The 26,265-nt window shown below is 63.0% G+C and carries 23 protein-coding genes; 9 read left to right on the forward strand and 14 right to left on the reverse strand.

Annotated features, from left to right (window positions below):
• The first annotated feature begins 14 nt into the window (after nucleotides 1–14).
• The 4 genes from CCICO_RS05980 to CCICO_RS05995 all read left to right on the forward strand — a co-directional run bounded on the left by CCICO_RS05980 (nucleotide 15) and on the right by CCICO_RS05995 (nucleotide 4,004).
• Nucleotides 15–965 carry an ABC transporter ATP-binding protein gene (locus CCICO_RS05980; RefSeq protein ID WP_018019754.1) on the forward strand — a complete coding sequence of 317 codons (951 nt, stop codon included), beginning with the start codon at nucleotides 15–17 and terminating at the stop codon, nucleotides 963–965.
• A 54-nt stretch (nucleotides 966–1,019) separates the two neighbouring features.
• A complete protein-coding gene (locus CCICO_RS05985) occupies nucleotides 1,020–1,790 on the forward strand; it encodes an ABC transporter permease (RefSeq protein WP_018019755.1) in 771 nt (256 codons plus the stop codon).
• Nucleotides 1,791–1,920: 130 nt separating this feature from the next.
• Nucleotides 1,921–2,910, forward strand: a complete 990-nt coding sequence (locus tag CCICO_RS05990) for a COX15/CtaA family protein (protein WP_040357739.1) — start codon at nucleotides 1,921–1,923, stop codon at nucleotides 2,908–2,910.
• Between the two features lie 134 nt (nucleotides 2,911–3,044).
• Nucleotides 3,045–4,004 (forward strand): quinone oxidoreductase family protein, encoded by a 960-nt coding sequence (locus tag CCICO_RS05995; protein WP_026161456.1) that lies wholly within the window; start codon nucleotides 3,045–3,047, stop codon nucleotides 4,002–4,004.
• A gap of 116 nt (nucleotides 4,005–4,120) precedes the next feature.
• On the opposite strand, the gene CCICO_RS06000 is transcribed toward CCICO_RS05995, so the two are convergent.
• Nucleotides 4,121–5,053, reverse strand: coding sequence for a heme o synthase (locus CCICO_RS06000; RefSeq protein WP_026161457.1), 933 nt, complete (start codon nucleotides 5,051–5,053; stop codon nucleotides 4,121–4,123).
• Nucleotides 5,054–5,758: 705 nt separating this feature from the next.
• Between CCICO_RS06000 and tkt the strand changes: the two genes are divergently transcribed.
• From tkt to pgl, 5 genes are all read left to right on the forward strand, one after another.
• Nucleotides 5,759–7,849, forward strand: coding sequence for a transketolase (gene tkt / locus CCICO_RS06005; RefSeq protein ID WP_026161458.1), 2,091 nt, complete (start codon nucleotides 5,759–5,761; stop codon nucleotides 7,847–7,849).
• A gap of 102 nt (nucleotides 7,850–7,951) precedes the next feature.
• Nucleotides 7,952–9,028 carry a transaldolase gene (tal, locus tag CCICO_RS06010; protein ID WP_018019760.1) on the forward strand — a complete coding sequence of 359 codons (1,077 nt, stop codon included), beginning with the start codon at nucleotides 7,952–7,954 and terminating at the stop codon, nucleotides 9,026–9,028.
• Between the two features lie 196 nt (nucleotides 9,029–9,224).
• Entirely contained in the window at nucleotides 9,225–10,757 is a 1,533-nt protein-coding gene (gene zwf / locus CCICO_RS06015) for a glucose-6-phosphate dehydrogenase (RefSeq protein ID WP_018019761.1), read from the forward strand.
• 79 nt (nucleotides 10,758–10,836) lie between these two features.
• Nucleotides 10,837–11,820 (forward strand): glucose-6-phosphate dehydrogenase assembly protein OpcA, encoded by a 984-nt coding sequence (locus tag CCICO_RS06020; protein ID WP_018019762.1) that lies wholly within the window; start codon nucleotides 10,837–10,839, stop codon nucleotides 11,818–11,820.
• 33 nt (nucleotides 11,821–11,853) lie between these two features.
• The gene (gene pgl / locus CCICO_RS06025) at nucleotides 11,854–12,558 is read left to right on the forward strand and encodes a 6-phosphogluconolactonase (RefSeq protein ID WP_018019763.1); all 705 of its coding nucleotides are present in this window, start codon (nucleotides 11,854–11,856) and stop codon (nucleotides 12,556–12,558) included.
• Nucleotides 12,559–12,702: 144 nt separating this feature from the next.
• On the opposite strand, the gene secG is transcribed toward pgl, so the two are convergent.
• The 13 genes from secG to ribD form a co-directional block, all read right to left on the reverse strand.
• Entirely contained in the window at nucleotides 12,703–12,939 is a 237-nt protein-coding gene (gene secG, locus CCICO_RS06030) for a preprotein translocase subunit SecG (protein WP_018019764.1), read from the reverse strand.
• A 146-nt stretch (nucleotides 12,940–13,085) separates the two neighbouring features.
• Nucleotides 13,086–13,871 (reverse strand): triose-phosphate isomerase, encoded by a 786-nt coding sequence (gene tpiA, locus CCICO_RS06035; protein ID WP_018019765.1) that lies wholly within the window; start codon nucleotides 13,869–13,871, stop codon nucleotides 13,086–13,088.
• Between the two features lie 133 nt (nucleotides 13,872–14,004).
• The gene (pgk, locus tag CCICO_RS06040; RefSeq protein WP_018019766.1) at nucleotides 14,005–15,216 is read right to left on the reverse strand and encodes a phosphoglycerate kinase; all 1,212 of its coding nucleotides are present in this window, start codon (nucleotides 15,214–15,216) and stop codon (nucleotides 14,005–14,007) included.
• Between the two features lie 239 nt (nucleotides 15,217–15,455).
• Nucleotides 15,456–16,463, reverse strand: coding sequence for a type I glyceraldehyde-3-phosphate dehydrogenase (gene gap, locus CCICO_RS06045; RefSeq protein ID WP_018019767.1), 1,008 nt, complete (start codon nucleotides 16,461–16,463; stop codon nucleotides 15,456–15,458).
• A gap of 484 nt (nucleotides 16,464–16,947) precedes the next feature.
• Nucleotides 16,948–17,937 (reverse strand): DNA-binding protein WhiA, encoded by a 990-nt coding sequence (gene whiA, locus CCICO_RS06050; RefSeq protein WP_018019768.1) that lies wholly within the window; start codon nucleotides 17,935–17,937, stop codon nucleotides 16,948–16,950.
• 31 nt (nucleotides 17,938–17,968) lie between these two features.
• Nucleotides 17,969–18,940 (reverse strand): gluconeogenesis factor YvcK family protein, encoded by a 972-nt coding sequence (locus tag CCICO_RS06055; protein WP_018019769.1) that lies wholly within the window; start codon nucleotides 18,938–18,940, stop codon nucleotides 17,969–17,971.
• A gap of 78 nt (nucleotides 18,941–19,018) precedes the next feature.
• The gene (gene rapZ, locus CCICO_RS06060) at nucleotides 19,019–20,005 is read right to left on the reverse strand and encodes an RNase adapter RapZ (RefSeq protein WP_018019770.1); all 987 of its coding nucleotides are present in this window, start codon (nucleotides 20,003–20,005) and stop codon (nucleotides 19,019–19,021) included.
• Between the two features lie 63 nt (nucleotides 20,006–20,068).
• The gene (gene uvrC / locus CCICO_RS06065; protein ID WP_018019771.1) at nucleotides 20,069–22,114 is read right to left on the reverse strand and encodes an excinuclease ABC subunit UvrC; all 2,046 of its coding nucleotides are present in this window, start codon (nucleotides 22,112–22,114) and stop codon (nucleotides 20,069–20,071) included.
• A gap of 87 nt (nucleotides 22,115–22,201) precedes the next feature.
• Nucleotides 22,202–22,708, reverse strand: coding sequence for a PH domain-containing protein (locus CCICO_RS06070; RefSeq protein WP_018019772.1), 507 nt, complete (start codon nucleotides 22,706–22,708; stop codon nucleotides 22,202–22,204).
• 143 nt (nucleotides 22,709–22,851) lie between these two features.
• Complete coding sequence (ribH, locus tag CCICO_RS06075) at nucleotides 22,852–23,322, reverse strand: 6,7-dimethyl-8-ribityllumazine synthase (protein WP_018019773.1); 471 nt, start codon at nucleotides 23,320–23,322, stop codon at nucleotides 22,852–22,854.
• Nucleotides 23,323–23,327: 5 nt separating this feature from the next.
• Nucleotides 23,328–24,611, reverse strand: coding sequence for a bifunctional 3,4-dihydroxy-2-butanone-4-phosphate synthase/GTP cyclohydrolase II (locus CCICO_RS06080; RefSeq protein ID WP_018019774.1), 1,284 nt, complete (start codon nucleotides 24,609–24,611; stop codon nucleotides 23,328–23,330).
• A complete protein-coding gene (locus CCICO_RS06085) occupies nucleotides 24,611–25,231 on the reverse strand; it encodes a riboflavin synthase (protein WP_018019775.1) in 621 nt (206 codons plus the stop codon). Before CCICO_RS06085 ends, CCICO_RS06080 begins: the two co-directional genes overlap by 1 nt.
• A complete protein-coding gene (gene ribD, locus CCICO_RS06090) occupies nucleotides 25,232–26,263 on the reverse strand; it encodes a bifunctional diaminohydroxyphosphoribosylaminopyrimidine deaminase/5-amino-6-(5-phosphoribosylamino)uracil reductase RibD (RefSeq protein WP_018019776.1) in 1,032 nt (343 codons plus the stop codon). It abuts the gene before it with no gap.
• Between the last annotated feature and the right edge of the window lie 2 nt (nucleotides 26,264–26,265).

The following is a 26,265-nucleotide window of genomic DNA, read 5'->3' on the forward strand; positions in this document are numbered from 1 at the left end:
TAGACTATCGAGTTGTGAATACTGAGCACAGAGATCGTCCGGCGGCCACGGGCCCCGCGCTAGCTCTCACGGAGCTAAGCAAAACCTTTGGGGCCACCCAGGCTGTCGCCTCCCTCAGTCTCAGCGTGGATCATGGCGAAGTCCTCGCCCTACTTGGCCCGAATGGCGCCGGCAAAACCACCACGATCGAGATGTGCGAAGGCTTTCTCACCCCCAGCTCTGGCCGTATCGAGGTGTTGGGGCTCAATCCCACCACCCATCCGGAGCAGGTACGCCGTCGCATCGGCATCATGCTGCAGGGCGGCGGCGCCTATCCCGGCATCAAGGTGGGCGAAATGCTGCGACTCGTGGCCTCCTATTCGGCTCGGCCGCTCGACGTGGACTGGCTGATGGACACCCTCGGTCTCGCGGGACTAGCAGGCACCAACTACCGGCGCCTCTCCGGCGGCCAGCAGCAGCGCGTCTCCCTCGCCTGCGCCCTCATTGGCCGCCCCGAGCTGGTCTTTCTCGATGAGCCCACCGCCGGCATGGATGCCCAATCGCGGCTGCAGGTTTGGGACATCATCCGTAGCCTCAAGGCCGACGGTGTGACCGTAATCCTGACCACCCACCTCATGGACGAGGCGGAGGCACTGGCAGACCGGGTGGTGATTATCGATCACGGCAGCGTGGTCGCCGAGGGCACCCCCGAAGAGCTCAGCGCCATGAGCACGGAGGCTGCGGACATCAGCTTCGAGACCGCAGTGGCGATCGACACCGCCGTCTTTAGCGAGGCAATGGGCGCCACTGTTCGTGAGGTTCGTCCGCACAGCTACCGGGTTCAGGCCGCCGCCACGCCCGAGTTGATCGCAACACTCGCCGCCACCGCCTGCACCCACGGTGTGCTGCTACACAACGTGTCCACTAACCACCGCACCCTCGAGGATGTCTTCCTAGACCTCACTGGACGCGAGATGCGTTCCTAGCCGCACTCGTCTGCGGATACCGTTGACACGAAGCTGAGAAAAGAGGAATAGCCAGTGACTACCGCACACACCCCCTTTCCTGCGGGCACCTTTCGCGCAGATCCCCAGCGAGCCTCCGTGCCGGCCATGGTGTGGGCTCAGGCGGTGATCGAATCCAAGCTCTTCTTGCGCCACGGCGAGCAGCAACTGCTCAGCGTGGTGATCCCCATCGCCCTGCTGCTGGGGCTGAGCAAGGTCAACGTATTCGACCTCGATAATCCCTTGCAGCTCGCGGTGCCGATCACTTTCGCTATCGCCGCGCTTAGCTCTGGGTTTACCGGCCAGGCCATTGCGGTGGCCTTCGACCGCCGCTACGGCGCCCTCAAGCGCATCGGCGCATCGGGAGTGCCCGCCTGGACCATCATCGCCGGCAAAATCTGCGCGGTCGTGGTGGTGACGATCGTCCAAGTCGTACTCATTGGCGGCATCGCCGTGGCCCTCGGCTGGCAAAGCAGCGGCATCGGTAGCGGCTATGCGGCGCTCACGCTCATTCTGGGGCTGTGCGTGACCACGTCTCTCGGCATGCTCCTCGGCGGCACACTCTCATCCGAGGCTGTACTGGCGCTGGCCAATCTGATTTGGTTTGTCCTCATCGGCATAGCCGGGTTCGCGATGCTCGATCCGGACTCCGCCGGACTGCTCAACGCGGTGCCTTCTGTTGCTTTGGCAATCGGCCTCGACAGGGCCTTTACCGGCACCTTCCCACTCGCCCAAGCACTCATTCTGCTGCTGTGGGCCGCAGCCGCCATGTGGGCGGCCAATCGCTGGTTTAAGTTCCACGACTAGACGCGAATCACATCTCATTTTTCTCACCCGCGCCTAAGTTTCTTTCACCCAATCCGAACAATAAAATAGGACAACTGTGACTACCCCCGCATCGACCCAACAGCCGCCGCTGCCCGTGCAGAACCGCCGCATGGGGCTGAGCAAGGTTTCCCCCGCCGTGACTACCCAACGCCTTTTGGCCCTGTGCACGCTGATTGCCCAAGGCGGCATCACCGTCACCGGCTCCATCGTGCGTGTTACCGGTTCCGGACTGGGGTGTAACACGTGGCCGCAGTGTCACGAGGGATCCTTCGTTCCCGTCGCTGGGGCGGCCCCTTGGATTCAGCAGGCCATCGAGTTCGGTAACCGTCTACTGACCTTCGTGCTCATCCTCTTTGCCGGAATGCTATTGCTTTCGGTGCTCTCGGCAGGACGCCGCAAAGAGATCAGAAATCTCGCGTTGGTGCAGGTCTTCGGCATCTTACTGCAGGCAATCATCGGCGGAATCTCGGTGCTGATCAACCTGCAGTGGTGGTCGGTGGCGCTGCACTTTATCCCCTCCATTCTGCTGGTCTTTTTCGCCGGTGTGCTCTTCGTTCGCATTCAAGAGCCCGATACCGGCACACTGACCTTTAATTATCCCGCCGCTCTGCGCGGCCTCGCCGCCGGCGCGGCAGTGGCGTTGCTGATCACCGTGGTCACCGGCACCATGGTCACCGGTGCCGGGGTACACTCCGGTGACGCCGATATCCACCCTGAAGATCGCCTGCAGGTGGACATTGTGGAGATGGCTAATATGCACGCCCACGCGATGTATCTCTACCTGGGCTTGACCATCGGCCTCGCCGTGGCATTGGTAGCGGTGAAGGCGCAGCTGAAGATCATCAAGCTTGGCTTCTGGCTGGTAGCAATGATCGCCCTACAGGGCGCCATCGGCATCATTCAATACAACTGGTCTATTCCGGCGTGGACCGTGCCGGTGCACGTGGGCATGAGCTCGGTGTGTACCGCGCTCACGGCGGTGGTATACGCCCACTACGCGCGGCGTCAAGGCTCCGCTCTGGTAACCGGCTCGCCTAGCGGGGACGAAAAGCGCACCATCATCCAAGAACAACGTAGCGACAAGGCGGCAGAGGCGTAAGCCTCTCCAACTCGGCTCGGCTCCATCCTGCCCCAGCATCGTTAAGTGCAACTCGCAACACGGTGCTGGGGTTGTTCATTAGTATCGAGTCTATGACTGCACATACCGCATCTGAGACCACTTTGCCCAGCACCATGCGCGCGATCTGCGTAGAGGAACATGGCGGCCCTGACGTGCTTCACCTCAGCGAAGTCAGTGTTCCTCAGCCAAGCGACTCCGAAGTGTTGGTGTCCGTGGATTATGCGGGCGTGAACTACATCGACACCTACTATCGCGAAGGGATCTATCACTCTTCCCTGCCGATGACGATTGGTTTTGAGGGCACAGGTCGGGTGGCCTACGACCCCCAAGGTGAGATCGCCGCCGGTACGCTCGTGGCGTGGTGTGATGGCTTCGGCTCCTATGCCGAATACGCCACCGTGCCGAGGGATCGCCTAGTGGCGGTGCCCCAAGGCATCGAGCCTGAGGTGGCGGCATCGATGCTGCTGCAGGGCATCACCGCCCACTACCTCACAGACGGGGTGTATCCGCTTAAGCAGGGCGATAGCTGCCTGATCACCGCCGGCGCCGGCGGTGTGGGGCTTATGGCCACCCAGTTCGCGCGGTTGCGCGGGGCCACCGTCTACACCGTCACCTCCTCCGATGAGAAGGCCGAGCTGTCTTATGAAGCCGGTGCCACCGAGGTGTTCCGGTACTCCGAGAACCTCGCCGAGCAGGTGCGGCGCTTTAACGGCGGCGCGGGAGTGGATGTGGTCTACGACGGCGTTGGTCAAGCCACCTTCCACGAGTCGCTCGAGGTGGTCAAGCCCCGCGGGGTGGTGTGCCTCTTCGGCGCCGCCTCCGGCCCAGTTGAGCCCATCGACCCGCAGCTGCTGAACACCCACGGTTCGATCTACCTCACTCGGCCTTCGATCGGCGCGTGGACTTCCCTCGAAGGCGAGTTCACCCGTCGGGCCCAGGCAGTTACCCAAGAGATCATCGACGGCAATCTCAGCGTGCGGGTGGGCGGCGTGTATGATCTCGCCGATGCCGCGCAGGCGCATCGCGACCTGCAGAGCCGTTCCACCACCGGCTCAATCGTGCTCAAGATCTAGCACGCTTATCGACGCCACCTCACACACCACCACCCTCGTCCCGCACGGTTCATCCGGCGGGCGCGAGGGTGGTGGCATGTGCGCAGGGTTGTGGCGGCGAGGTGGCGTCGATAAGCCTAGAAAAGGATCTGGCCCCAGCCGAACCCCTCGCCGAGAGTCTGCAGACCCAGGGCGGCGTCCACGGACAGAGCAACGAACACCACGGCCAGATAGTTATTAGAGATAATAAACAGCCGGTAAGGCTTGGAGCGATCCCCCGCGGCGGTGAGGCGATGTACGCGATGAGCCTCCATGATGAACCACACCCCAGCGGCCACCGCAGCCACCGCGTAGATCCAGCCCGTGGCGGGCAGCAAGAGCAACGTGGTGGCCACTGTGATCCAGGTGTAGACCACGATCTGCCACGTCACCTGCGTCTCGGTGGCCACCACCGGCAGCATGGGCACCCCGGCCGCAGCGTAGTCCTTCTTATATTTCATCCCCAGCGCCCACGTGTGTGGCGGGGTCCAGAAGAAGATGATGAGGAAGAGCACAATGGCCTGCCACCATTGAGCATTGCCTAGATTCGGGATGCTGTCTGTGATCACGGCCCAGCCGACGAGCACCGGCATGCAGCCGGCAGCGCCGCCCCACACCACATTCATGGGGGTGCGCCGCTTCAGCCATTTGGTGTAGACGAAAATATAGAAGGCGATGGTCACCATCACCAGCATTGCAGCGGTGAGCGAGCCGCACAGCAGCCAGAGCCACAAGAAACTGGCCACCGTGAGCACCCAAGCGAACACAGCGGCACGCCGAGTAGAGACCGTGGACTTCACCAGCGGCCGGGTGGAGGTGCGGGCCATAACCTGATCGATGTCCGCATCGGCCACCATGTTGAAAGTGTTGGCCGCGGCGGCCCCCATCCACCCGCCGACGAGGGTGAGCAGAATCAGGCCGAGGTTAATGGAGCCGCGATCTGCTTGGAGCATCGCGGGAAAGGTTGCCACGAGGAGAAGCTCGATCACCCTGGGTTTCGTCAGCGCAAAATAAGCCTTGATCGTCTCCAAGAAATCGCCTTCCCACAGGTGTACATCGCTCGTCGCTGGTTAGTGCCTAGTGGGCGCATCACTGCCCGCCCCGCGCCGAAGACGACGAGACGGCAGCGGGCCTGCGCCCAGTTCTCAGTTCGCTGCATGAAACACGTCCGCAGCACAACTAGAGAGTAGTCGGTGACTAGAAGGAAAAAGTTCCCACACGCCGCCCACCCGCACCGCACACGGCACACAGCACAGCTATCGATGGCACACAGGCCGGGCTGACTCGATATCGCTTGGCTGAATCGCCGCACACGGCTTCAGGTGGGCACATATCCGACCGTGTCACTCCGCCTGCTCCGCATGTGCGGCAGCTGCGGCGGCCACAGTCGGGTCACGACCACCAAAAGGATAATCCTAGCGCGCGCGAGCGTCTGGGGTGAATCAGCGCCACGCCCCTAGAGCTCAACAGGTGCGGGCGCCACCGCCGTGCCGCGGGTCTGGAGCGAGCGTGCCGCACGGGAATCCGCGGGATGTGAGAAACACCGCTACCGGGTGTGGGTGCATAGCCAGGAGACGCACTACACTGGTGATCGATTGTGCGTGGCCCCGCCGCGCACTGCCGCGGGTAGAGCCGCACACGGCGAGCACACCGAGCATTGCTGCTCCACTGCCCCGTCGAGTGAATCGATACCTGCGGTCACACCACCAGCACTGATACGAAGGATGATTGAAGCAGTGGCCCTTTCCCCCGAGCTGAAGGAATTCACCACCCGGAACTACCCGGAGACGTGGACTGAGTTGGACACCCGCGCCGTAGACACCGCGCGCGTCCTCGCCGCCGACGCCGTCCAGAACTGCGGCTCCGGCCACCCCGGCACCGCTATGAGCCTGGCCCCGCTGGCCTACACCCTGTACCACCGCGTGATGAACGTCGCGCCGCACGACCCCACCTGGGCCGGCCGTGACCGCTTCGTACTCTCCTGCGGCCACTCCTCGCTCACCCAGTACATCCAGCTGTACCTCTCCGGTTTCGGCCTCGAGCTGGAGGACCTTCAGGCGCTGCGCACCTGGGGCTCGCTCACCCCGGGCCACCCGGAGTATGGCCACACCGACGGTGTGGAGATCACCACCGGCCCGCTGGGTCAAGGCCTTGCCTCCTCTGTGGGTATGGCCATGGCTGCTCGCCGCGAGCGCGGTCTCTTTGATCCTGAAGCAGCCCCTGGCGAGTCTCCTTTCGATCACTTCATCTACGTCATTGCCTCCGACGGCGATATTCAGGAGGGCGTGACCGCCGAGGCCAGCTCCCTGGCCGGCACCCAGCAGCTGGGCAACCTGATTGTGTTCTGGGATGATAACGGTATCTCCATCGAGGATGACACCACCATCGCCTTCACCGAGGACGTAGCCAAGCGCTACGAGGCCTACGGCTGGCAGGTACTGGAGGTTACCGGCGAGGATGTCGCGGCCATCGAGGACGCCATTGCTCAGGCCAAGGCGGAGACCTCTCGCCCCACCTTCATTCGCATGCGTTCCGTGATCGCCTACCCGGCCCCGAACGCCATGAACACCGGCGCCTCCCACGGCGCCGCCCTGGGCGAGGAGGAAGTGGCCGCCATCAAGCGCGAGCTCGACTTCGACCCCGAGGCCCACTTCTCCGTCGATGACGAGGTGATTGCCCACACCCGCCAGGCCGTTGAGCGCGGCAAGGACAAGGTTGCTGCCTGGACTGAAAAGTTTGAGGCATGGTCGAAGGCGCACCCCGAGCAGCGCGCCCTCTTCGATCGCCTCAAGGCCTACACCCTCCCCGAGGGCTACGCCGATGAGCTGCCCACCTGGGATGCCGACGACAAGGGTGTGGCCACCCGCAAGGCCTCCGAGGCTGTGCTGCAGGCTTTGGGCGCCACCCTGCCCGAGCTGTGGGGCGGTTCTGCTGACTTGGCTGGCTCCAATAACACCGTGATCAAGGACGCCGAGTCCTTCGGCCCGGAGTCCATCACCACCGATACCTGGACCACCAGCCCTTACGGCCGCAACATGCACTTCGGTATCCGTGAGCACGCCATGGGCTCGATCATGAACGGTATCGCCCTGCACGGCGGCACCCGCCCCTACGGCGGTACCTTCCTCATCTTCTCTGACTACATGCGCCCCGCCGTGCGCCTGGCGGCCCTGATGGGCACCAACGCCTTCTATGTGTGGACCCACGATTCCATCGGCCTCGGCGAGGACGGCCCCACCCACCAGCCGGTGGAGCAGCTTGCCTCCCTGCGCGCCATCCCGAACATGTCCATGCTCCGCCCGGCCGACGCTAACGAAACCGCCGCTGCGTGGAAGGCGGCCCTCGAGTACCGCAAGGGCCCCAAGGGCTTGGCCCTGACCCGCCAGAACATCCCCGTGCTCGAGGGCACGAAGGATAAGGCTATTGAGGGCGTGGCCCGCGGTGGCTACGTGCTGGTCAAGGAATCCGCCGAGACCCCCGATGTGATCCTCATGGCCACCGGCTCTGAGGTGCACTTGGCTGTGGAGGCTGCTCAGCGCCTCGAGGCCGAGGGCACCGCCACCCGCGTGGTGTCTATGCCGTGCATGGATTGGTTCGCCGAGCAGGATAAGGACTACATCGATGAGGTGTTGCCGCCGGCCGTGACCGCTCGCGTGTCCGTTGAGGCCGGCGTGGCTATGCCCTGGTACCAGTGGCTGGGCAACCAGGGCGAGGCCGTGTCGCTGGAGCACTTCGGCGCCTCCGCTGCCTACCAGAAGCTCTTCGACGAGTTCGGTATCACCACCGACGCCGTTGTGGCCGCCGCCAAGAAGAGCCTGAAGAACTAATACTTCCCGTGCCCGCCGCCTCCCACCACCGCAGCACGTGCACCGCGGTGCTAGTGGCGGGCACCTTTCATTCCACGAACTCTCAAGGAGAGTGTGTATTTCATGAGCACTATCGATGACATCTACGAGCTCGGAACCTCTACCTGGCTCGATGATCTCTCCCGCGATCGCCTCGATTCCGGCAACCTCGCCGAGCTGATCGAGACCAAGTCCATCAAGGGCGTGACCACCAACCCCGCCATCTTCGCCAAGGCTATGACTACTGGCACTGCCTACGACGAGCAGCTGAAGGAACTAGCTAGCTCCCAATTGGGCGCCGACGAGGCGGTCTACGCCATGGCTATCGACGATGTGCGCCGCGCCTGCGATGTTTTCGCTGAGGTCTTTGAGCAGACTCATGGCGTCGATGGGCGCGTCTCCATCGAGGTGGATCCGCGTATCTCCGCCGAGCGGGAAGCCACCTTGGTTCAGGCCCGCAATCTGTGGAAGCGGGTGGATCGTCCCAATCTGATGATTAAGATCCCCGCCACCGAGGAATCTCTGCCCGCTATTAGCGACGCCTTAGCCGAGGGCATCAGCGTGAATGTCACCCTGATTTTCTCTGTCTCCCGCTACCGCGAGGTCATCGCCGCCTACATCGAGGGCATCCAGCGTGCCGCCGAGAACGGCCACGATGTGTCCACCATTCACTCCGTGGCATCCTTCTTCGTCTCCCGTCTCGATACCGAAGTGGACGCCCGATTGGAAAAGATCGGTAGCGAGGAGGCCCTGGCACTGCGAGGCAAGGCCGGAGTGGCCAATGCTCGCCGCGCTTACGACGTTTTCCAGGAGTCCTTCGCCGATGCCGATCTGCCTGCTGGCGCACAGGTGCAGCGCCCGCTGTGGGCGTCGACAGGCGTGAAGAACCCCGACTACCCCGCCGATCTCTATGTGACCGAGCTGGTGGGACCGCACACCGTGAACACGATGCCAGAGGGCACCATCGACGCAGCCCTGGAGGCCAGCGCCAAGGGTGCGACGCTCTCCGGCCACACCACCGAGTCGGAGGAGCTGTTTGCCCAGCTCGACTCGGTGGGCGTGGACTTCGAGGACGTCTTTGACACCCTCGAGCGCGAGGGCGTGGAGAAATTCGTCGACAGCTGGAATGACCTGCTGGAGAAGATCGACGCCCGCATCTAGCGCGATCAGCGACACCGCCTAGTGGAATATATGCCCCCTAGGCGGTGTTTCTGGGTTTATGCGCGCGCCGCCTAGAATGAAGCGGCTTGCCTCCGCGCCCCACGGAAGCGACAGATGCCCGAGGCCCACCCTCGCGCGCTACATTTGGGGATAGTGAATAGCGAAGAATCGACCCGTACATCAGAAGAGGACTGTTATGGACTATCAGCCGCCGTCGAACCCCTTGCGGGACCCGCACGATAAGCGCCTGCCGCGTATCGCCGGCCCGTCCGGCATGGTGATCTTTGGTGTCACGGGCGATTTGGCGCGCAAGAAGCTGCTGCCCGCGGTCTATGACCTCGCCCACCGCGGTCTGCTGCCGGCGGGCTTTAGCTTGGTGGGTTATGGCCGACGCGACTGGAGCAAACAGGACTTCGAAGAGTACGTGCGCACCGCCGTCAAGGACGGGGCGCGCACCTCCTTCCGCGACAACGTGTGGGAGCGGCTGGCCGAAGGCATGGAGTTTGTTACCGGCAATCTCGACGTGGACGAGGATTTCGATCACCTCCGCGACACGTTGAGGAACATTGATTCCTCCCGCGGGACAGCCGGCAACTGGGCCTTTTATCTCTCGGTGCCGCCCGCACTGTTTACTGATGTGTGCCACCAGCTGGACCGCTCCGGCCTCGCCGAAGCTGAGGGCGATTCCTGGCGGCGCGTGATCATCGAAAAACCTTTTGGCCACGATCTGGAGTCCGCCAAGGAGCTCAACGAGATCGTCAATTCCGTCTTCCCCGAGAACGCGGTGTTTCGCATCGATCACTATCTCGGCAAAGAGACCGTGCAGAACATTATGGCGCTGCGTTTTGCCAACCAGCTCTTCGAACCCTTCTGGAATGCGCAGTTTATTGACCACGTGCAGATCACCATGGCCGAGGACATTGGCCTCGGCGGTCGCGCCGGCTACTACGACGGCATTGGTGCCGCCCGTGACGTGATCCAAAACCACCTGCTGCAGCTGCTCGCCCTCGTGGCCATGGATGAGCCACGCACTATTTCCCCCGATGAGTTGCAGGCCGAAAAGGTGAAGGTGCTGCGCGCCGCCAAGCCGGTATATCCGCTGGGCAAAACCACCGCCCGCGGCCAATATACGGCCGGTTGGCAAGGCTCGAAGAAGGTGATTGGTCTGCGCGATGAGGAGGGCTTTGATCCTGACTCCAACACCGAAACCTTCGCTGCCTGCACCATCGAGATCGAAAACCGCCGCTGGGCGGGTGTGCCCTTCTATCTGCGCACCGGTAAACGACTGGGCCGTCGCGTCACCGAGATCGCCGTGGTGCTCAAGAACGTGCCACACAACCCCTTCGGGGACTCCACCGTGGGCACCCTCGGGCCGAATGCCGTGGTGATTCGGGTACAGCCGGACGAGGGCGTACTCATGCGCTTCGGTTCGAAGGTGCCCGGTTCCGCCATGGAGGTGCGCGATGTGAACATGGACTTCTCCTATCGCGAAGCCTTCACAGAAGAATCGCCCGAGGCCTATGAGCGTCTCATCCTCGATGCGCTTCTCGACGAAGCCAGCCTCTTTCCCACCAATGAGGAAGTGGAGCTGAGCTGGAAGATCCTCGATCCCATCCTCGAGTTCTGGGCGCAGCGCGGCCAGCCCGATGATTACCGCGCCGGCACGTGGGGCCCTGCATCCGCCAACACTATGATGGAGCGCGACGGACGCCACTGGCGTCGCCCCTAGCGCGCACCCCACCCCAGGGGTTGCGCCCTGGTTCAGTTACGTCCGCTGCCACTTTCAACGAAGGAAAGACAAGCCTCCCGTGATCTTTTCTCTGCCCTCCACCACATCTCGAGACATCTCCAAGGCGCTCGTGAGTATCCGCGACACCGGCTCCCAGGTAATGACCGGCCGTGTGCTCACCCTCATCATCGTGGCCTCCACCGAGGACAACACCACCGAACTGATCGAGCTGGCTACCGACGCCACCCGCGAGCATCCTGCCCGTGTGCTTATGGTGCTGCCCGATGAGTCCGAGGAAGACGGTAACCTCGACGCCGAGATCCGCATCGGTGGTGACGCCGGTGCCTCCGAAATCGTGGTGATGCGCGTGCGCGGCGAACTGGCCTCGCACGTAGACTCGCTGGTGACTCCTCTGCTGCTGCCGGACACCCCGATCGTGGCCTGGTGGCCCTCCCAAGCACCGGAGATCCCCGCCGAGGATCCCATCGGCCAAATCGCTCAGCGCCGCATCACGGATTCCTTCTTCGATCCGCGGGATGACGCCATCTTCGCCCGCCGCAGCAGCTATGCCCCCGGTGACTCCGATCTGGCGTGGTCGCGATTGACCACGTGGCGCGGTGTGGTGGCCTCAGCGCTGGATCGTCCGCCCTATCACGAGATCGTGGGTGTGGAGATCACCGGCCCGCAGGAGTCCCCCTCCGTAGAGCTCGCCGGCGGCTGGCTAGCCGATCGCCTAGGACTAAAGGCCATGCGCCACTCCGAGGCCTTCGCCCGTCTAGCCTCCCCAGTGTTCAAGTTGGTTCTGCACCGCAAGGACGCCGATCCCGTGGTGATCGAGGCCGTGGATCGCCGTACCATGCGGGTATCGGTGCCCGGCTCTGCCGATGCGTTGGTAGCTGCCTCCCGCCGCAGCATCGCCGATTGTCTCGCCGAGGAGCTCAGGCACCTCGACCCGGATCGGGCCTATGGCCAGGCATTGCGCGGTCTCTCCCGCGTGCACCCCGCCGAGAGCTCCGCGGATAATGCGGGAGCCACCGCCGAGTCCACCTCCGGTACCGACTAACCTCTTCCCTTCTGCTAGCTAGGAGCGCTCGCCATGGAATCTGTTGTGGCTATTCGCGAATTCGACACCAAAGAGGCCGTATGCACGGGCGCGGCCCGTGACATCGCCGAGCTCATCGCTGAGACCATCGACCACCGTGGGGTTGCGCACATCGTGCTCACCGGCGGATCGGTGGGTATCGGCACGCTTGCCGCTTTGAAGGACCACGCCGTGGACTGGGACAAGGTGCACGTGTACTTCGGTGATGAACGGGCCGTGGCCGTGGATCATCCCGATTCCAACGAAGGCCAGGCCCGTGAGGCGCTGCTTGATCACGTGGATATTCCGGAAGCCAATATCCATGGCTATGGCTTGGGTGAAAAGAGCCTTGAGGCCGCGGCGAAAGACTACGCATCGCAGTTGCCGGCGACTATCGACCTGCATCTGTTAGGCATGGGCCACGAGGGACACATCAATTCCCTTTTCCCCCATTCTGCTGCCACCCAGGCCACCGAGGCCAGCGTGCTCGCTGTGACTGATTCTCCGAAGCCGCCGGCCGAGCGGGTGACGCTGTCTTTGCCGCAGGTGCAGGCGTGCCGCGTGGTCTGGCTGCTGGTCTCTGGCGAGGAGAAAGCCGAGGCGGTATCGCACGTGATTCATGGCGGTGAGCCACTGGACTGGCCGGCATGCGGGGCGCGCGGGGTGGAGGAGACTGCTATCTATGTCTCCACCGATGCGCTCAGCCGCAGCTCCGTCTAAGAGGCAATCGGGCTCGCCACTCAACAGGCGGGCAGCGTTCTACTAGGCAGCGTTTTACTGGGCAAAGGACAACGCCGCACCCATTGCGATAAGGTGCGGCGTTTCTTTATGTGCCGAGCGGCGCCAAACTAGCGCCGCCTGCGGCTAGGAGGCGTAAGCCTGCAGCAGGTTAAGACCGACGATGCAGCCAATCCACACCAAGGCGGTGAGGATGGTGAGGCGGTCGAGGTTCTTTTCAACGACGGTCGAACCAGAAAGATTCGACTGCATGCCGCCACCGAAAAGGCTGGACAGTCCGCCACCCTTGCCCTTGTGCAAAAGAATGAACAGGGTCATCAGAAGTGCGGAAACAACCAGCACAATTTGGAGTGCGAGAACCATGTGTCTCCTTGGGGTTAGGCAATATAGATACGGAGCGGATCGTGTCGGCGTCTTAGGCCGACCGTCGCCCGATGAACGATGCTTAAGCTTACACCAACGCCGCCTACGGCACGTAGACGGCGTGGGTGTCGAAGCATGAAAGGGGCTTAAGCCACGGCCTGAGCGGCATTCGCGGCAAGCTTGGCGAACTCCTCGCCATCCAAGGAGGCGCCACCAACGAGGCCGCCGTCCACATCGGGCTGGGAGACGATCTCAGCGATGGAGTCCACCTTCACGGAGCCGCCGTAGAGGATACGCATGCCAGAGGCGATCTCCTCATCGGCGATCTCCGCCACAGCGGAGCGAATCGCGGCGCACACTTCTTGGGCATCGGCCGGCGAGGCCACCTTGCCGGTGCCGATGGCCCACACGGGCTCATAGGCGATAACAGTGCGTGCCAGCTCATCCTTGTCCAGACCAGCCAAGGAGGCCTTGGTCTGCTCGACCACGAAGTTCACGTGCTCGCCGGACTCGCGGACCTCGAGCTGCTCGCCGACGCAGACGATCGGGCTGATGCCGTTCTTGAGAGCTGCCTTGGCCTTGGCGGCAACAATCTCGTCGGTCTCGTGGTGGTACTCGCGACGCTCGGAGTGGCCAACAACGGCCCAGGAGCAGCCCAGCTTGGCGAGCATGCTGCCGGACACCTCACCGGTGTAGGCACCGGCGTCGTGCTGGGAGACATCCTGAGCGCCGTAGCTGATGTGCAGCTTGTCGCCCTCGATGAGGGTCTGCACGCTACGCAGGTCGGTGAACGGAACGGTAAGCGCCACGTCGACGGTCTCGTAGTACTCCTTCGGCAGGGCGAAGGCAAGCTTCTGTACCACGGCAGTAGCCTCGAGGTGGTTGATGTTCATCTTCCAGTTGCCGGCAATAAGCGGGGTGCGATTAGCCATAAAAGGTTCATTGTCCTTTCAAAAAGGGGTGAAGGGAAAAGGGGGTGTCAGCCCCCTTGTGACCGCCGCGGGCTGCTGGCAGGCATGCGCCCACGTGTGCACACAGCCTGCGGCGGATGGTGACAGCTCGGTCTTAGGCGAGCACAGCCACGCCAGGCAGTTCCTTGCCCTCGAGGAACTCGAGCGAGGCGCCACCGCCGGTGGAGATGTGGGAGAAACCGTCTTCATTCAGGCCGAGCACGCGTACGGAGGCTGCGGAGTCGCCGCCACCGACGACGGTGAAGCTGTCGTTGTTCTGGGTGGCATTGATGATCGCCTGGGCCACGCCCTTGGTGCCATTGGAGAAGGCCTCGAACTCAAACACGCCCATGGGGCCGTTCCAGAACACGGTCTTGGAGGATTCGATCACCTCGGCGAAGCGCTTGACGCTCTCCGGTCCGATGTCCAGGCTCATCCAGCCCTCGGGGATGGAGTCGAGATCCACAACCTTCTTCTCTGCGTCCTTGTTGAACTCAGAGGCGGCCACGAGGTCCACGGGGAGCACGATCTTGTCGCCGTACTTCTCCAGCAGCTCCTTGCAGGTATCGATCATTTCTTCCTGCAGCAAGGACTCCTGCACGTTGTGGCCCTGGGCGGCGAGGAAGGTGTAGCACATGCCGCCGCCGATGATCAGCTTGTCGGCCTTCGAGGACAGCGCCTCGATCACGCCGAGCTTATCGGAGACCTTGGAGCCGCCGAGCACCACCATGTACGGATGGGCCGGGTCCTCGGCCACGCCCTGCAGCACGGATACTTCCTTCTCCACGAGGGAGCCGGCGTAATGCGGCAGACGCTTGGCCACATCGTAGACGGAGGTCTGGGCGCGGTGGACCACACCGAAACCGTCTGAGACGAAGGCGCCGTCCGGGACGAGGGCCACGAGCTGGTCGGCGAACTCGCCGCGCTCGGCCTCATCCTTGGAGGTTTCGCGCGGGTCGAAGCGCACGTTCTCCAGCAGCAGCACATCGCCCTCGTTGAGACCGTTTGCGCGCTCGTGGGCGTCCTCGCCCACCACGTCACCGGCCAAAGCCACGTACTGGCCGAGTTCTTCGCTCAGGGCCTCGGCGACCGGCTTGAGAGAGAACTTCGGGTTCACCTCGCCCTTGGGGCGGCCGAGGTGTGCCATCACGACAACCTTGGCACCGGCCTCGGTGAGGGCCTTGAGGGTGGGCAGGGAGGCCTTGATGCGGCCCGGATCGGTGATCTCTTGGTTCTCGTTCAGCGGCACGTTGAAGTCCGAGCGAACGAGGACGTAGCGGCCATCCACGCCGTCATTGATCAGATCCTGAATGTTCTTCAAAGCCATCTCGGCTGAGCTCCTTAAAAATGTGTCAACACAATGTGTCTCAATGGGTGGCGCTAGCCCAGCGTGGGGCGGGGCGAGGCGCCGTCGATATTCACTTATTCGCTAGTCAAGCCTAGTGAAACCAAACGCGGCCCGTCGGTGGTGTGCCGCGAGGCACACCCCGGGGCCGCGAGGTAGGGTCCACGCCACTCGGCCTTCAGCGCAGTGCTATCCGGCCGGCGTGGAGAGAGCCGGGGCTCTTAGAGGCGCTCACCAACGTACTCGGTCAGGGAGACGAGCTGGTTGGAGTAGCCCCACTCGTTGTCGTACCAAGAGACAACCTTGACCTGGTCGCCAATAACCTTGGTCAGACCGGAGTCGAAGATGGAGGCGTGAGCATCGGTGACGATGTCGGTGGAGACCAGCGGCTCGTCATCGGAGTAAGCAAGGATGCCCTTGAGCTCGCCCTCGGCAGCTTCCTTCATGGCAGCGTTAACGGCCTCGACAGACACCTCGCTCTTAGCGGTGAAGGTGAGGTCGGTGGCGGAGCCGGTGATCACGGGCACGCGGAGTGCGTAGCCGTCCAGCTTGCCCTTGAGCTCCGGCAGAACCAGGGCCACGGCCTTGGCAGCACCGGTGGAGGTGGGGACGATGTTCTGGGCGGCAGCGCGGGCGCGACGCAGGTCCTTGTGAGGAGCGTCGTGCAGACGCTGGTCACCGGTGTAGGCGTGCACGGTGGTCATGAGGCCACGCTCGATACCGAACTTCTCGTCCAGCACCTTAGCCATCGGGGCGAGGCAGTTAGTGGTGCAGGAAGCGTTGGAGATGACGTGGTGGTTCTCCGGGTCGTAGTCGGTGTGGTTCACGCCCACAACGAAGGTGGCATCCTCGTTCTTCGCCGGAGCGGAGATGATGACCTTCTTGGCGCCAGCCTCGATGTGAGCCTTGGCGGCGTTGGCGTCGGTGAAGAAACCGGTGGACTCGATCACGATGTCCACGCCGAGCTCGCCCCACTTCAGGTTCTTCGGGTCGCGCTCTGCGGTCACAACCATGCGGTGGCCATCAACGGTGATGGACTCATCGTCGTAGGACACCTCCTTGCCCAGGCGGCCGAGGATGGAGTCATACTTCAGCAGAGTGGAGAGAGTCTTGTTGTCGGTGAGGTCGTTGAAAGCGACAACCTCGATGTCGGCGCCGCGCGACTGGATAGCGCGGTAGAAGTTACGGCCAATGCGGCCGAAGCCATTGATACCAACACGAATGGTCACGAAAGATCTCCTTGAAGATTGGGGATGTTGTCTCCGAATGAAGCCACCCGCGGGGAGTGCTCCCCCACTCGCCGAGGCTGTTGTGGTTTCCCACATGTGCCGTCTTCGGCGGGGCGGTCCGGCTCATCCGGTGTCACTTACACACTCTACCGACGCAAGGGCGTTTATGCAGTGGCTGAAGCCCACTTTCTTCGCTTATCGACGCCCATTCATGCCCGCTCAACCCTTCGAAAACCAATAAAACAAAAAGGTTAGGGTGTCCGATTATGCGATTACGGAGCCCGAACGTCCGATTTCCCACCGCATGACGCCGCCACCACCCCCGAATGTGAAGATCGCCCCGTGCAGTGGGGGCGTTTCCTACGCCTGCCTTCACCTTCACGGGACGATAGTGGGATTACTCACAGTGGCCGCTTTGGGGTGTCCGCGCTAGCTCTCTTCCGCCTCATCAGCCCCATCCACACCAGCAGCGTTTTGTCGCTCGCTAGCTCAACTCATCGAGATTGTCTTCCACCACTGCCTCACTGGTGGGCGGCACCCCGATCTCGGCGGCCTTCTTATCGGCCATAGTGAGGAGCCGACGGATACGTCCGGCCACCGCATCTTTGGTCATGGGCGGATCAGCCAAGCGGCCGAGCTCTTCCAAGGATTCTTGGCGATGTCTGATGCGTAGTGTCCCAGCTTCAACGAGATGGGCAGGCACATCATCACCCAGGATTTCCATGGCGCGCTCCACTTTGGCGGCTGCGGCCACCGCCGCACGCACCGAGCGACGCAGGTTGGCATCATCGAAGTTCGCAAGCCGGTTGGCCGAGGCCCGATCCTCACGCTTGATGCGCTCCTCATCCCACTGCAAACGAGTGAGGTGAGCACCCATACGGGCAAGCAACACACCAATATCGGTGCCGTCTTTCACCACTACCTTCACTACCCCACGGGTTTCCTTGGCTTTGGCGCTGACGTTTAAGCGCCGAGCCCCGCCCACCAACGCGGAAGCCGCCAAGGTACAGGGAGCCGCGATGTCGAGCGCTGTGGATCGAGCCGGATCGGCGAGCTGGCCGGCGGCGAGAAAGGCCCCGCGGAGCGCGGCCTCAATTTCCACCACAGTGCCGGAAACGATATGCGGTGGCATGCCCACCACGAGGTGGCCCGAGCGGGTCACCAGCCCGAGACGGCGAATGATGTCGCGGGCTCCTGTCTCCACGTGCAGCGTGTAACGACTGTCCTTGGCGCTACTGCTGGGTCCGGGGGCGATGATCTGCGGGGTGGCGTCGAAAAGCTCGCGGAAGAACACACTGGTGCGGGTGGCAATCGCCTCGGTGTCTACCTCGATGTCGATGACCGGCTGATTATTGCTAATGCTGATTTCTCCGCCGTAGCGGATGAGGGCAGCCAGTTCCGCGGCACGGGCTTGAGGCCGAGTGCAGCGGGCGACCGCGAGTTCTTCTTTGACGCGCGCGGTGAGCGAGGCCATGGTCCTCCCTATGAATCTGAAGCGGTGGTACTTAGCGCTGGGCGTAGGCGGTGGCTAGAGCCTCGGCGAGGCGCTGCGGATCGTGGGTATCAAGGTACCTGCCGGCCTCGTCGCGGCCACGCACGGGGGCGAAATCGATCTCGGCCGAGAGCTTCTTTGCGGCCCGAATGAGATAGCTCTTCTCATTGTGGGTGAAGGGGGTATCGGCGTCGATAATGATGCGATCCACCTGCAGCCGTGGGGCATGCTGGGACAGCATGTGAATGTGGCGCTCGATAGAAAATCCAGCGGTCTCGCCTGGCTCGGAGGTGAGATTGAGCACCACCACCCGCTGGGCGGTGGTCTCGGACATGGCGTCTACGATGCCCGGCACCAGCAGGTGCGGAATCACGCTGGAAAACCACGAACCAGGCCCGAGGGTAACGATATCGGCGCCAAGGATCGCCTCGCGGGCGTGCTCGCTCACGGTCGGAGCTTCGGGGATGATGCGCACCCGCCGCACCGTGCCCGGGGTGGTAGCTACCGCCACCTGGCCGCGCACGGGGTGCATGATGCGGGGATCATCGTCCAGCCCTGCCACATCCGCCTCGATATCGAGGGGCTCCTCCACCATGGGTAGAACCCGGCCGGCGCAGCCCACCAGTCGGGCCACCGTATCGAGTGCTGCTACCGGCGAATCGAGAATCTCCCCCAGCCCAGCCAAGAGCAGGTTGCCAACGGCGTGGCCGGCTAGGGCACCCGTGCCGCCGAAGCGGTGTTGCAGCAATTCTTCCCACAGCAAACCATGATCGCTACGTTCCGATAGCGCGGCCAGCGCCATGCGAAGATCCCCCGGCGGAACTTGGTTGAGCTCTTTGCGAATGCGCCCCGAGGAACCGCCATCATCGGCCACGGTCACCACGGCATTCACGGAATCAGTGGCCAATAGCCTGGCGGCGCGCAAAGTTTGGAAGAGGCCGTGGCCGCCACCGAGACTGGTAATCACAGCAGGTTTAACAGACATACGTTGCGTCTATCTCGTTTCTACAGCGAGGTGAACTAAAGGGAGTACACAGGGCAAGGCATACAAGCGGGTGCAGGGCTAGTTACGGTTGAAGTCGCGGTGCGCCACGGAGACGTCCACATCGCTGAAGCTCTGCCTGATGCGGCGGGCCAGCTCCTCGGCTACCGCCACGCTGCGATGGTGCCCGCCCGTGCAGCCCACAGCCACCGAGATGAAGTTCTTGCCTTCGCGGCGATAGCCGGTGGTCATCGGGGTGAGCATCGCCAAAAAGGAGGTTATAAACTCCTCCGCCCCCGGCTGGGAGAGCACATAATCAGATACCGCCTGATCGGTGCCGCGGAAGGGACGAAGCTCTGGCACCCAATAGGGATTGGGCAAAAAGCGCACATCCACCACAATGTCGGCATCAGCTGGGGCACCGTGTTTGAAGCCGAAAGATTGCACGGTCATGTGCTGCCGGCGGCGGCGCAGCGTGGCGAAGCTCGACTCTATAGAGCGCCGCAGGTCATGCACCGACATCTCGGAGGTGTCGATGACGACATCGGCTTGTTCCTTTACCGCAGAAAGTACGGCGCGCTCGCGCTCGATACCGGTTTGTAGTGTGCTCGATCCTTGCAGCGGGTGGGTGCGACGCACCGAGTCGAAACGGCGAATGAGGACATCATCGCGGGATTCCATGAACAGCACCGTGGGATTGTGGCCCCGCTCGCTCAGCTCGGCGATCGTTTGGTCCAAACTGCCGGTAAATTCACGGGAGCGCACATCCGTCACCACGGCGAACTTCCGTACCGGCGAGTCCTCGCGCAGGCACAGATCCACAAACTCCAACACCATCGCGGGCGGCAAGTTCTGCGCCACGTGATAGCCGAGATCCTCCAGCACCCGGGCCGCTGTATTCAGCCCAGCCCCAGACATGCCGGTGATCAGTACGGGCTTCGATTCCAGCGACTGCCCAGCGTCCTTCTCCGTAGGCGCAGCGCTTGGCTGCGCCTTCTCGCTGCGGCTAGGCGCCGTGGCCGGTCGGGAATCTCGTGTCGTATCGCGGGAGTGAGGGGCTCGATCCATGGCTTTCATTCTAGCCACAGACACGCAGCTGGGAGGCGGCGATCATAGGTAGCCTTCTCGTGCTTAAGAATGCAATCCGTCATAGACGGCCTGGGCGAGATTCGGCCCGAAGCCCTTGACTGCCTGGATCCCTTCCACGCTGGCCTCGCGCAGTTTCTTTACCGAACCGAAGTGCTTGACCAAATCGGTACGCCGGGCCGGCCCGAGCCCCGGGATAGAATCGAGCGCCGAGTGACGCAGTCGCTTGGAGCGCTGCTGGCGGTGGAAGGTAATGGCGAAGCGGTGGGCCTCATCGCGGATCTGCTGCAGCAAAAACAGCCCTTGGGAGTTACGCGGCAGAATCAACGGGTCTTCCTCGCCGGGCAGCCAGATCTCCTCGAGGCGCTTAGCTAAACCGATGAGGGTGACATCTACCACTCCGAGTTCATCGAAGACCGCCTGGGCGGCATTGACCTGCGGCAGGCCGCCGTCAACGATGAAGAGATTCGGCGGATAGGCAAAGTGCTTGGCCTCGGCGGACTGCTCTTCTACCTTCTCATCGCTGAAGGTGGAACCGTCGAATTCTTCCTCGTGCGGCACTGCGGATTTGTCCGTGCCGTGGCGCAGGAATCGGCGGCGGGTAACTTCTGCGATGGAGCCGACATCGTCCGAGCGACCTTCGCCTGCGGCCTCCTTGATTTTGTAGCGACGATAATCTGCCTTGCGGGGCGCACCGTCTTCAAACACCACCAGCGAAGCCACCACATCGGTGCCTTGAATGTGGGAGATATCAGTGCATTCAATGCGCAACGGGGCCTGCTCCAAACCAAGGGCCTCTTGGATGTCCTGCAGTGCAGCTGAGCGGGCGGTGAGATCCCCAATGCGCTTGAGCTTGTGCTGCTTGAGCGCCTCGGCGGCGTTGCGGGCCACGGTCTCGGCGAGGGCGCGCTTATCGCCGCGCTGCGGCACCCGCACATCCACATTCGCCCCGCGGAGTTCTGTGAGCCAGCTGCGCAGCTGCTCGGCATCCTCCGGCATGGCGGGAACGAGCACTTCGCGGGGGATCACCGCTTGGCGCTCCGGAGTGGCCCGGGATTCCTGATCCACCCCGCGGCGATGATCGGAGACATCCAGTTCGGCGTGCTCAGAAGACTCGGCGGCATCGCCGTAAAACTGGGTAAGGAACTTGCTCAACAGTGCCGGGATGGCAGGGTCCTCGGCATCGTTGAATTCGGAATTGCTGGCTGTATCAGCGTCCTTTTCCACGATCCAGCCACGCTGGCCGCGGATGCGCCCTTGGCGGACGTGGAAGATCTGCACGGCCGCCTCGAGCTGGTCGGTGGCCACTGCGATGATGTCGCAATCGGTGCCGTCGCCCAGCACCACTGCTTGGCGCTCCATCACTTTCTGCACGGCGCCGAGATCATCGCGCAGCCGTGCAGCCTTTTCAAAGTCGAGCTCCTCGGAGGCGGCATACATGTCCGCTTCGATACGCGAGACCACCTGGTCGGTACGTCCGGACATAAAGTCGATGAAGCCAGATACGATCTTTCGGTACTCGGGAACGGTTACCCGAGCCACACAGGGGGCCGAGCATTTATCGATGTATCCGAGCAGACAAGGCCGGCCAAGGCTTTCGTGGCGCTTGAACACTCCTGCGGAGCAAGTGCGTAGGGGGAAGACACGGGTGAGGAGATCAAGAGTTTCGCGGATGGCCCAGGCATGCGAGTAGGGGCCAAAGTAGCGTACGTTGCGCCGTCGCGGGCCGCGGTAGACGAAGGCGCGGGGATAGTCCTCTCCCACCGAGACTGCCAGCACGGGATAGGTTTTATCGTCGCGGTATTTGACGTTGAACCGCGGATCAAATTTCTTGATCCAGGTGTATTCCAGCTGCAGGGCCTCGACCTCGCTGGAGACCACTGTCCATTCCACGCTGGCCCCAGCGAAGACCATGTGCCGGGTGCGCGGGTGCAGATTAGCTACGTCTTGGAAATAGCTCGACAGCCGCGAGCGCAGCGATTTCGCTTTGCCCACGTAGATGACGCGGCCGTGTTCATCGCGGAATTTGTACACCCCCGGATCCACGGGGATGGTGCCGGGGGCGGGGCGATAGGTTGCTGGATCAGCCATGAGAAAAGTGGGTGCCACCTTCAGAGAGCTCTGGGCGTGCGGATGACGGATAAAGAAAGACCAAGGGCGAAAAGGGCCCGAGGTCAGCTAGTCCTGAGGCATGTAGCGGGCTTCGAGCTCACGGAATGCGCTGACAGCGCGCACGACCTGCTCGCCATCGCGGGCGAAGAAGGCCCACATGGGAACGAACTCGAAATCCGGCAGCTCGAGGCGCGCAGCGGGGCTCTTCTTCGGAAAGGACAGCCCATAAATCAGCTGCCAAGGATAGAAACGGGTGCCGATGAAGTTACGCACCTCTACCCCGTCGGCGTTGGCGCGTACCCGCGGCCGCCGGATTCCCCAGCACAGCCACACAAACACGAGGCCAATGCCGACGAAGGCCCATTGGTCAATGGGGGTGACAGCCGCGCCAGTATCGCCGACAGCCACCACGAACGCCATGAAGATGTGAATAGCGAGCACCGCTGCCATGGCGATCCACGAAATCAGCCGCAGCGTGCGGGAGCTGACCTCCAGCTCCCAAGGCTTATTGGTGGTGGTGGCCGCGTCCGCCGAGACGTAGGTCTGCAGGTTCTCTTCGCGCGAGCTAGTCACTATCTATCCCAACCACTTTCTGCTTCTGCGCGGCACCGGCCGCATCGCCGGCGCCTTCAGTATCACTAGACCAAACTTACCTGCCTGCATGCTCGAGGGCTAAAACCTCCCGCAGCTGCTGACTCAGGCCGCCGCGTCTATGCTTATCGACGCAACCTCGCCAGCGTCGCAGCCGTATGCAGAGCAGCAACCGTGGCCTCCGCTCCCTTGTCCTCCACCGAGTCGGCGAAGCCTGCTCGATCGCGGGCCTGCTCCACGGTGTGGGTGGTGAGCACCCCGTTGCCCACTGGGGTGCGCTCATCAAGGGCGATGCGGGTGAGCCCTTCGGTGACAGAGTCACACACATAGTCAAAGTGCGGGGTGCCGCCTTGGATCACGCACCCATTGGCCACCACGGCATCGCATTGTTCGGCGAGCGCTTGGGCCACCACGGGCAGCTCGAGTGCGCCCATCACCCGGGCTTCGATCACTTTGGCGCCTAGCTCGCGGGCCTGCTCGATAGCGCGGGCGTGGAGCTGGTCGCAGATCTCCTCGTTCCAGGTGGCAGTCACGATCCCCACTGTCAACCCCTCTGCCTTGATCTTCGGGGTGCTGGGGAGTCCTTGGGTAGCCATGGTGTTTAGCTCCTTGCTGGTTCGGTGGTGGTGGCGGGGTGAGTGGCGTCCCATTCTTCGACCACGGGAAGATCGTGGCCCATGCGATCGCGTTTGGTGCGTAAGTAGCGAATATTGTCCTCGTGGGCCTGCACTGGAACGGGCGTGCGGTGAGCGATGCTCAGCCCGTGGCCCTCGATGCCGTGCCGTTTGGCGGGATTATTGCTCAGCAGATCCAGCGAGCTAATGCCGAGATCGTTCAGGATCTGCGCACCTGTGCCATACTCGCGAGCATCCGCCGGGTAACCGAGGGTGAGGTTGGCATCCACCGTGTCTACCCCGCCGTCTTGAAGCTGATAAGCCTTGAGCTTGGCGAGCAGGCCGATTCCGCGGCCTTCATGCCCGCGCATGTAGAGCACCACTCCCCGCCCGCGTTGCTGCACCATCTCCATGGAGCTGTGCAGCTGCTGGCCGCAGTCGCAGCGCCGTGAGCCGAAGGCATCACCGGTGAGGCATTCGGAGTGGATGCGCACTAAAACATTCTCGCCGCCGTCGCTGGCGGGGTCTCCTACCACCAGCGCGACGTGCTCGGTGCCGTCGACCATGCTGCGATAGCCGATGGCCCGGAAGGTGCCATAGTCGGTCGGCAGTACGGTGTCAGTCACCCGTTCCACGAGTTTCTCGTAGCGGCGGCGGTAGTGGATGAGCTGCTCGATAGAGATGAGCCTAAGGTCGTGCTCATCGCAGAAGCGGCGTAGCTCGGGAGCCCGGGCCATGTCGGTGGGATCGTCTTCGGAGACAACCTCACAGAGCACCCCGGCGGGGCGCAGTCCGGCCAGACGGGCGAGGTCGACAGCCGCCTCGGTATGGCCGGCGCGTACAAGCACTCCGCCCTCGCGAGCACGCAGGGGCACCACATGTCCGGGCCGGGTGAAATGATCTGGGGTGCTGGACGGATCTGCCAATCGGCGCACGGTCTCGGCACGAGAGGTAGCGGAGATACCGGTGGTGCCGGTGTTGGCGTCCACGGTAACGGTATAGGCGGTGCCGCGCGCATCCTCGTTGTGGGTGGTCATCGGCGGCAGCCCCAGCCGGTCGCAATCGCGGGCCGGCAGCGGGGCGCAGATATAGCCTGAGGAGTACCGCACCATGAAGGCCATCAGCTCTGGAGTGGCCTTTTCTGCGGCGAAGATAATGTCGCCTTCGTTTTCGCGGGTTTCATCGTCTACCACCACCACGGCTTTACCATCGCGGATATCGCGCAGGGCTTCCTCCACGGAGTCCAAACGCACGCGATCATAAGTAGTCATTAGTCTTCCGTGTCCTTCCCGCGGCTCGGCTGGGCGCCGAGAGTCAACTTCTCTACGTATTTGGCGATCACGTCCACCTCGAGATTCACCATCTGCCCTAGGGCGAGTTCTCCCAGAATGGTCTCTTGCAGCGTGGTGGGAATCAGCGAGACCTCAAAATAATTCTGTCCCAAGGCGCTGACGGTAAGCGACGTGCCGCTGACAGTAATGGAGCCCTTGTGCACCACATAGCGCGAAAGTTGGGGCGGCAGGCTGAAGCGAAAGACTTCCCACCGTTCGCCTGGGGTACGGGAGATCAGGGTGGCCACTGCGTCGACATGCCCTTGCACGATGTGGCCGCCGAAGCGCCCGCCGGCGGCCATGGCCCGTTCAAGGTTGACGGCATCTCCCAGCTGTAGCTGGCCGATGCTGGAGCGATCGAGGCTTTCCTGCATCACGTCGACACTGAAACCAGAGTCGTCATAATCCGTAACAGTCAAGCACACACCATTGACGGAAATGGAGGCGCCAGGGGTGGCATCCTCCATCACCCGAGTGCAGGCGATGCTCAACCGCACAGAATCTGTGCCGTGGTCAATGGCGGCCACGTGGCCGATTTCTTCCACTAGTCCGGTAAACATTTATTCCTCTCTGTCTATGAGAAGCCGGTGAGCCTGCGGCGAACGGGCGATGAGCAGCACGTCGGCACCAAGCACTTCGCTCGATTCAAGCACAAAGCGTTTCTGCTCGGAGATCGTTCGCGCCAACCCACCCCCGCTGATGCCGCGGCCGGAACCAAGCAGAGTGGGCGCGGTATAAGACTCCAGCGCATCCACCAGCCCAGCGCGGAGCAGCGAGCCCGCAAGGCTGGCACCGCCCTCGACGAGTACATCCACATGCCCACGCGCGGACAGATAGTCCAGTAGCTCCGGAATGCTGGCGCAGCGGTGGGCCCCACGTTGCGCGAGGTGGCTGTGCTCCGGCAGAGCACGACTACCCACCACGATCGGTTCGGGCTGATGGGAATACTCGCCGCCGTCCTCGGGGCGGGCGTTCAGCCGTGGATTATCGGCAAGCACCGTACCCGTGCCCACCACGATGGCATCGCGTCGAGCGCGGTCGGCGTGCACCCTGCGCCGCGCAACTGCCCCCGTGATCCACTGGCTGGTGCCATCCTCGGCGGCGGTGAACCCATCGAGCGTGTGCGCCACTTTGAGCGTGATGTGGGCTCGCCCCAGCCGGGTGCTGAGCAGCCACGGTACTAGCGGCTCGCTACGCAACTGCCCATGCTGCACCACCTTCACTCCAGCTGAACGCAGCCGTTCGGCCCCGCCACTGGCCACCGGGTTGGGATCGGAGTGAATATAGTGCAGCTCCGCGATGCCCGCCTGCAGTAGAGCCTCGGCACACGGGCCGGTACGCCCCGTGTGATTGCACGGCTCGAGGGTGACATATGCACAGCCGCCGTAGGCGGCAGCGCCGGCGGCCAGCAGTGCCTCGATCTCGGCGTGGTGCCCTCCTGGTGGCTGCGTGGCACCCTCGCCGAAAATGGCGGTGCCGGTGGCGTCGGTGATCACACAGCCCACCGCCGGGTTAGGTGCGGTGGTGCCCGCGATTGCGCGGGAAAGCTCGGTGGCGCGGCGCAGCAGTGCCGCAGGATCTAGCTGGTGCACTG

The organism is Corynebacterium ciconiae DSM 44920, assembly GCF_030440575.1.
Taxonomy (GTDB): domain Bacteria; phylum Actinomycetota; class Actinomycetes; order Mycobacteriales; family Mycobacteriaceae; genus Corynebacterium; species Corynebacterium ciconiae.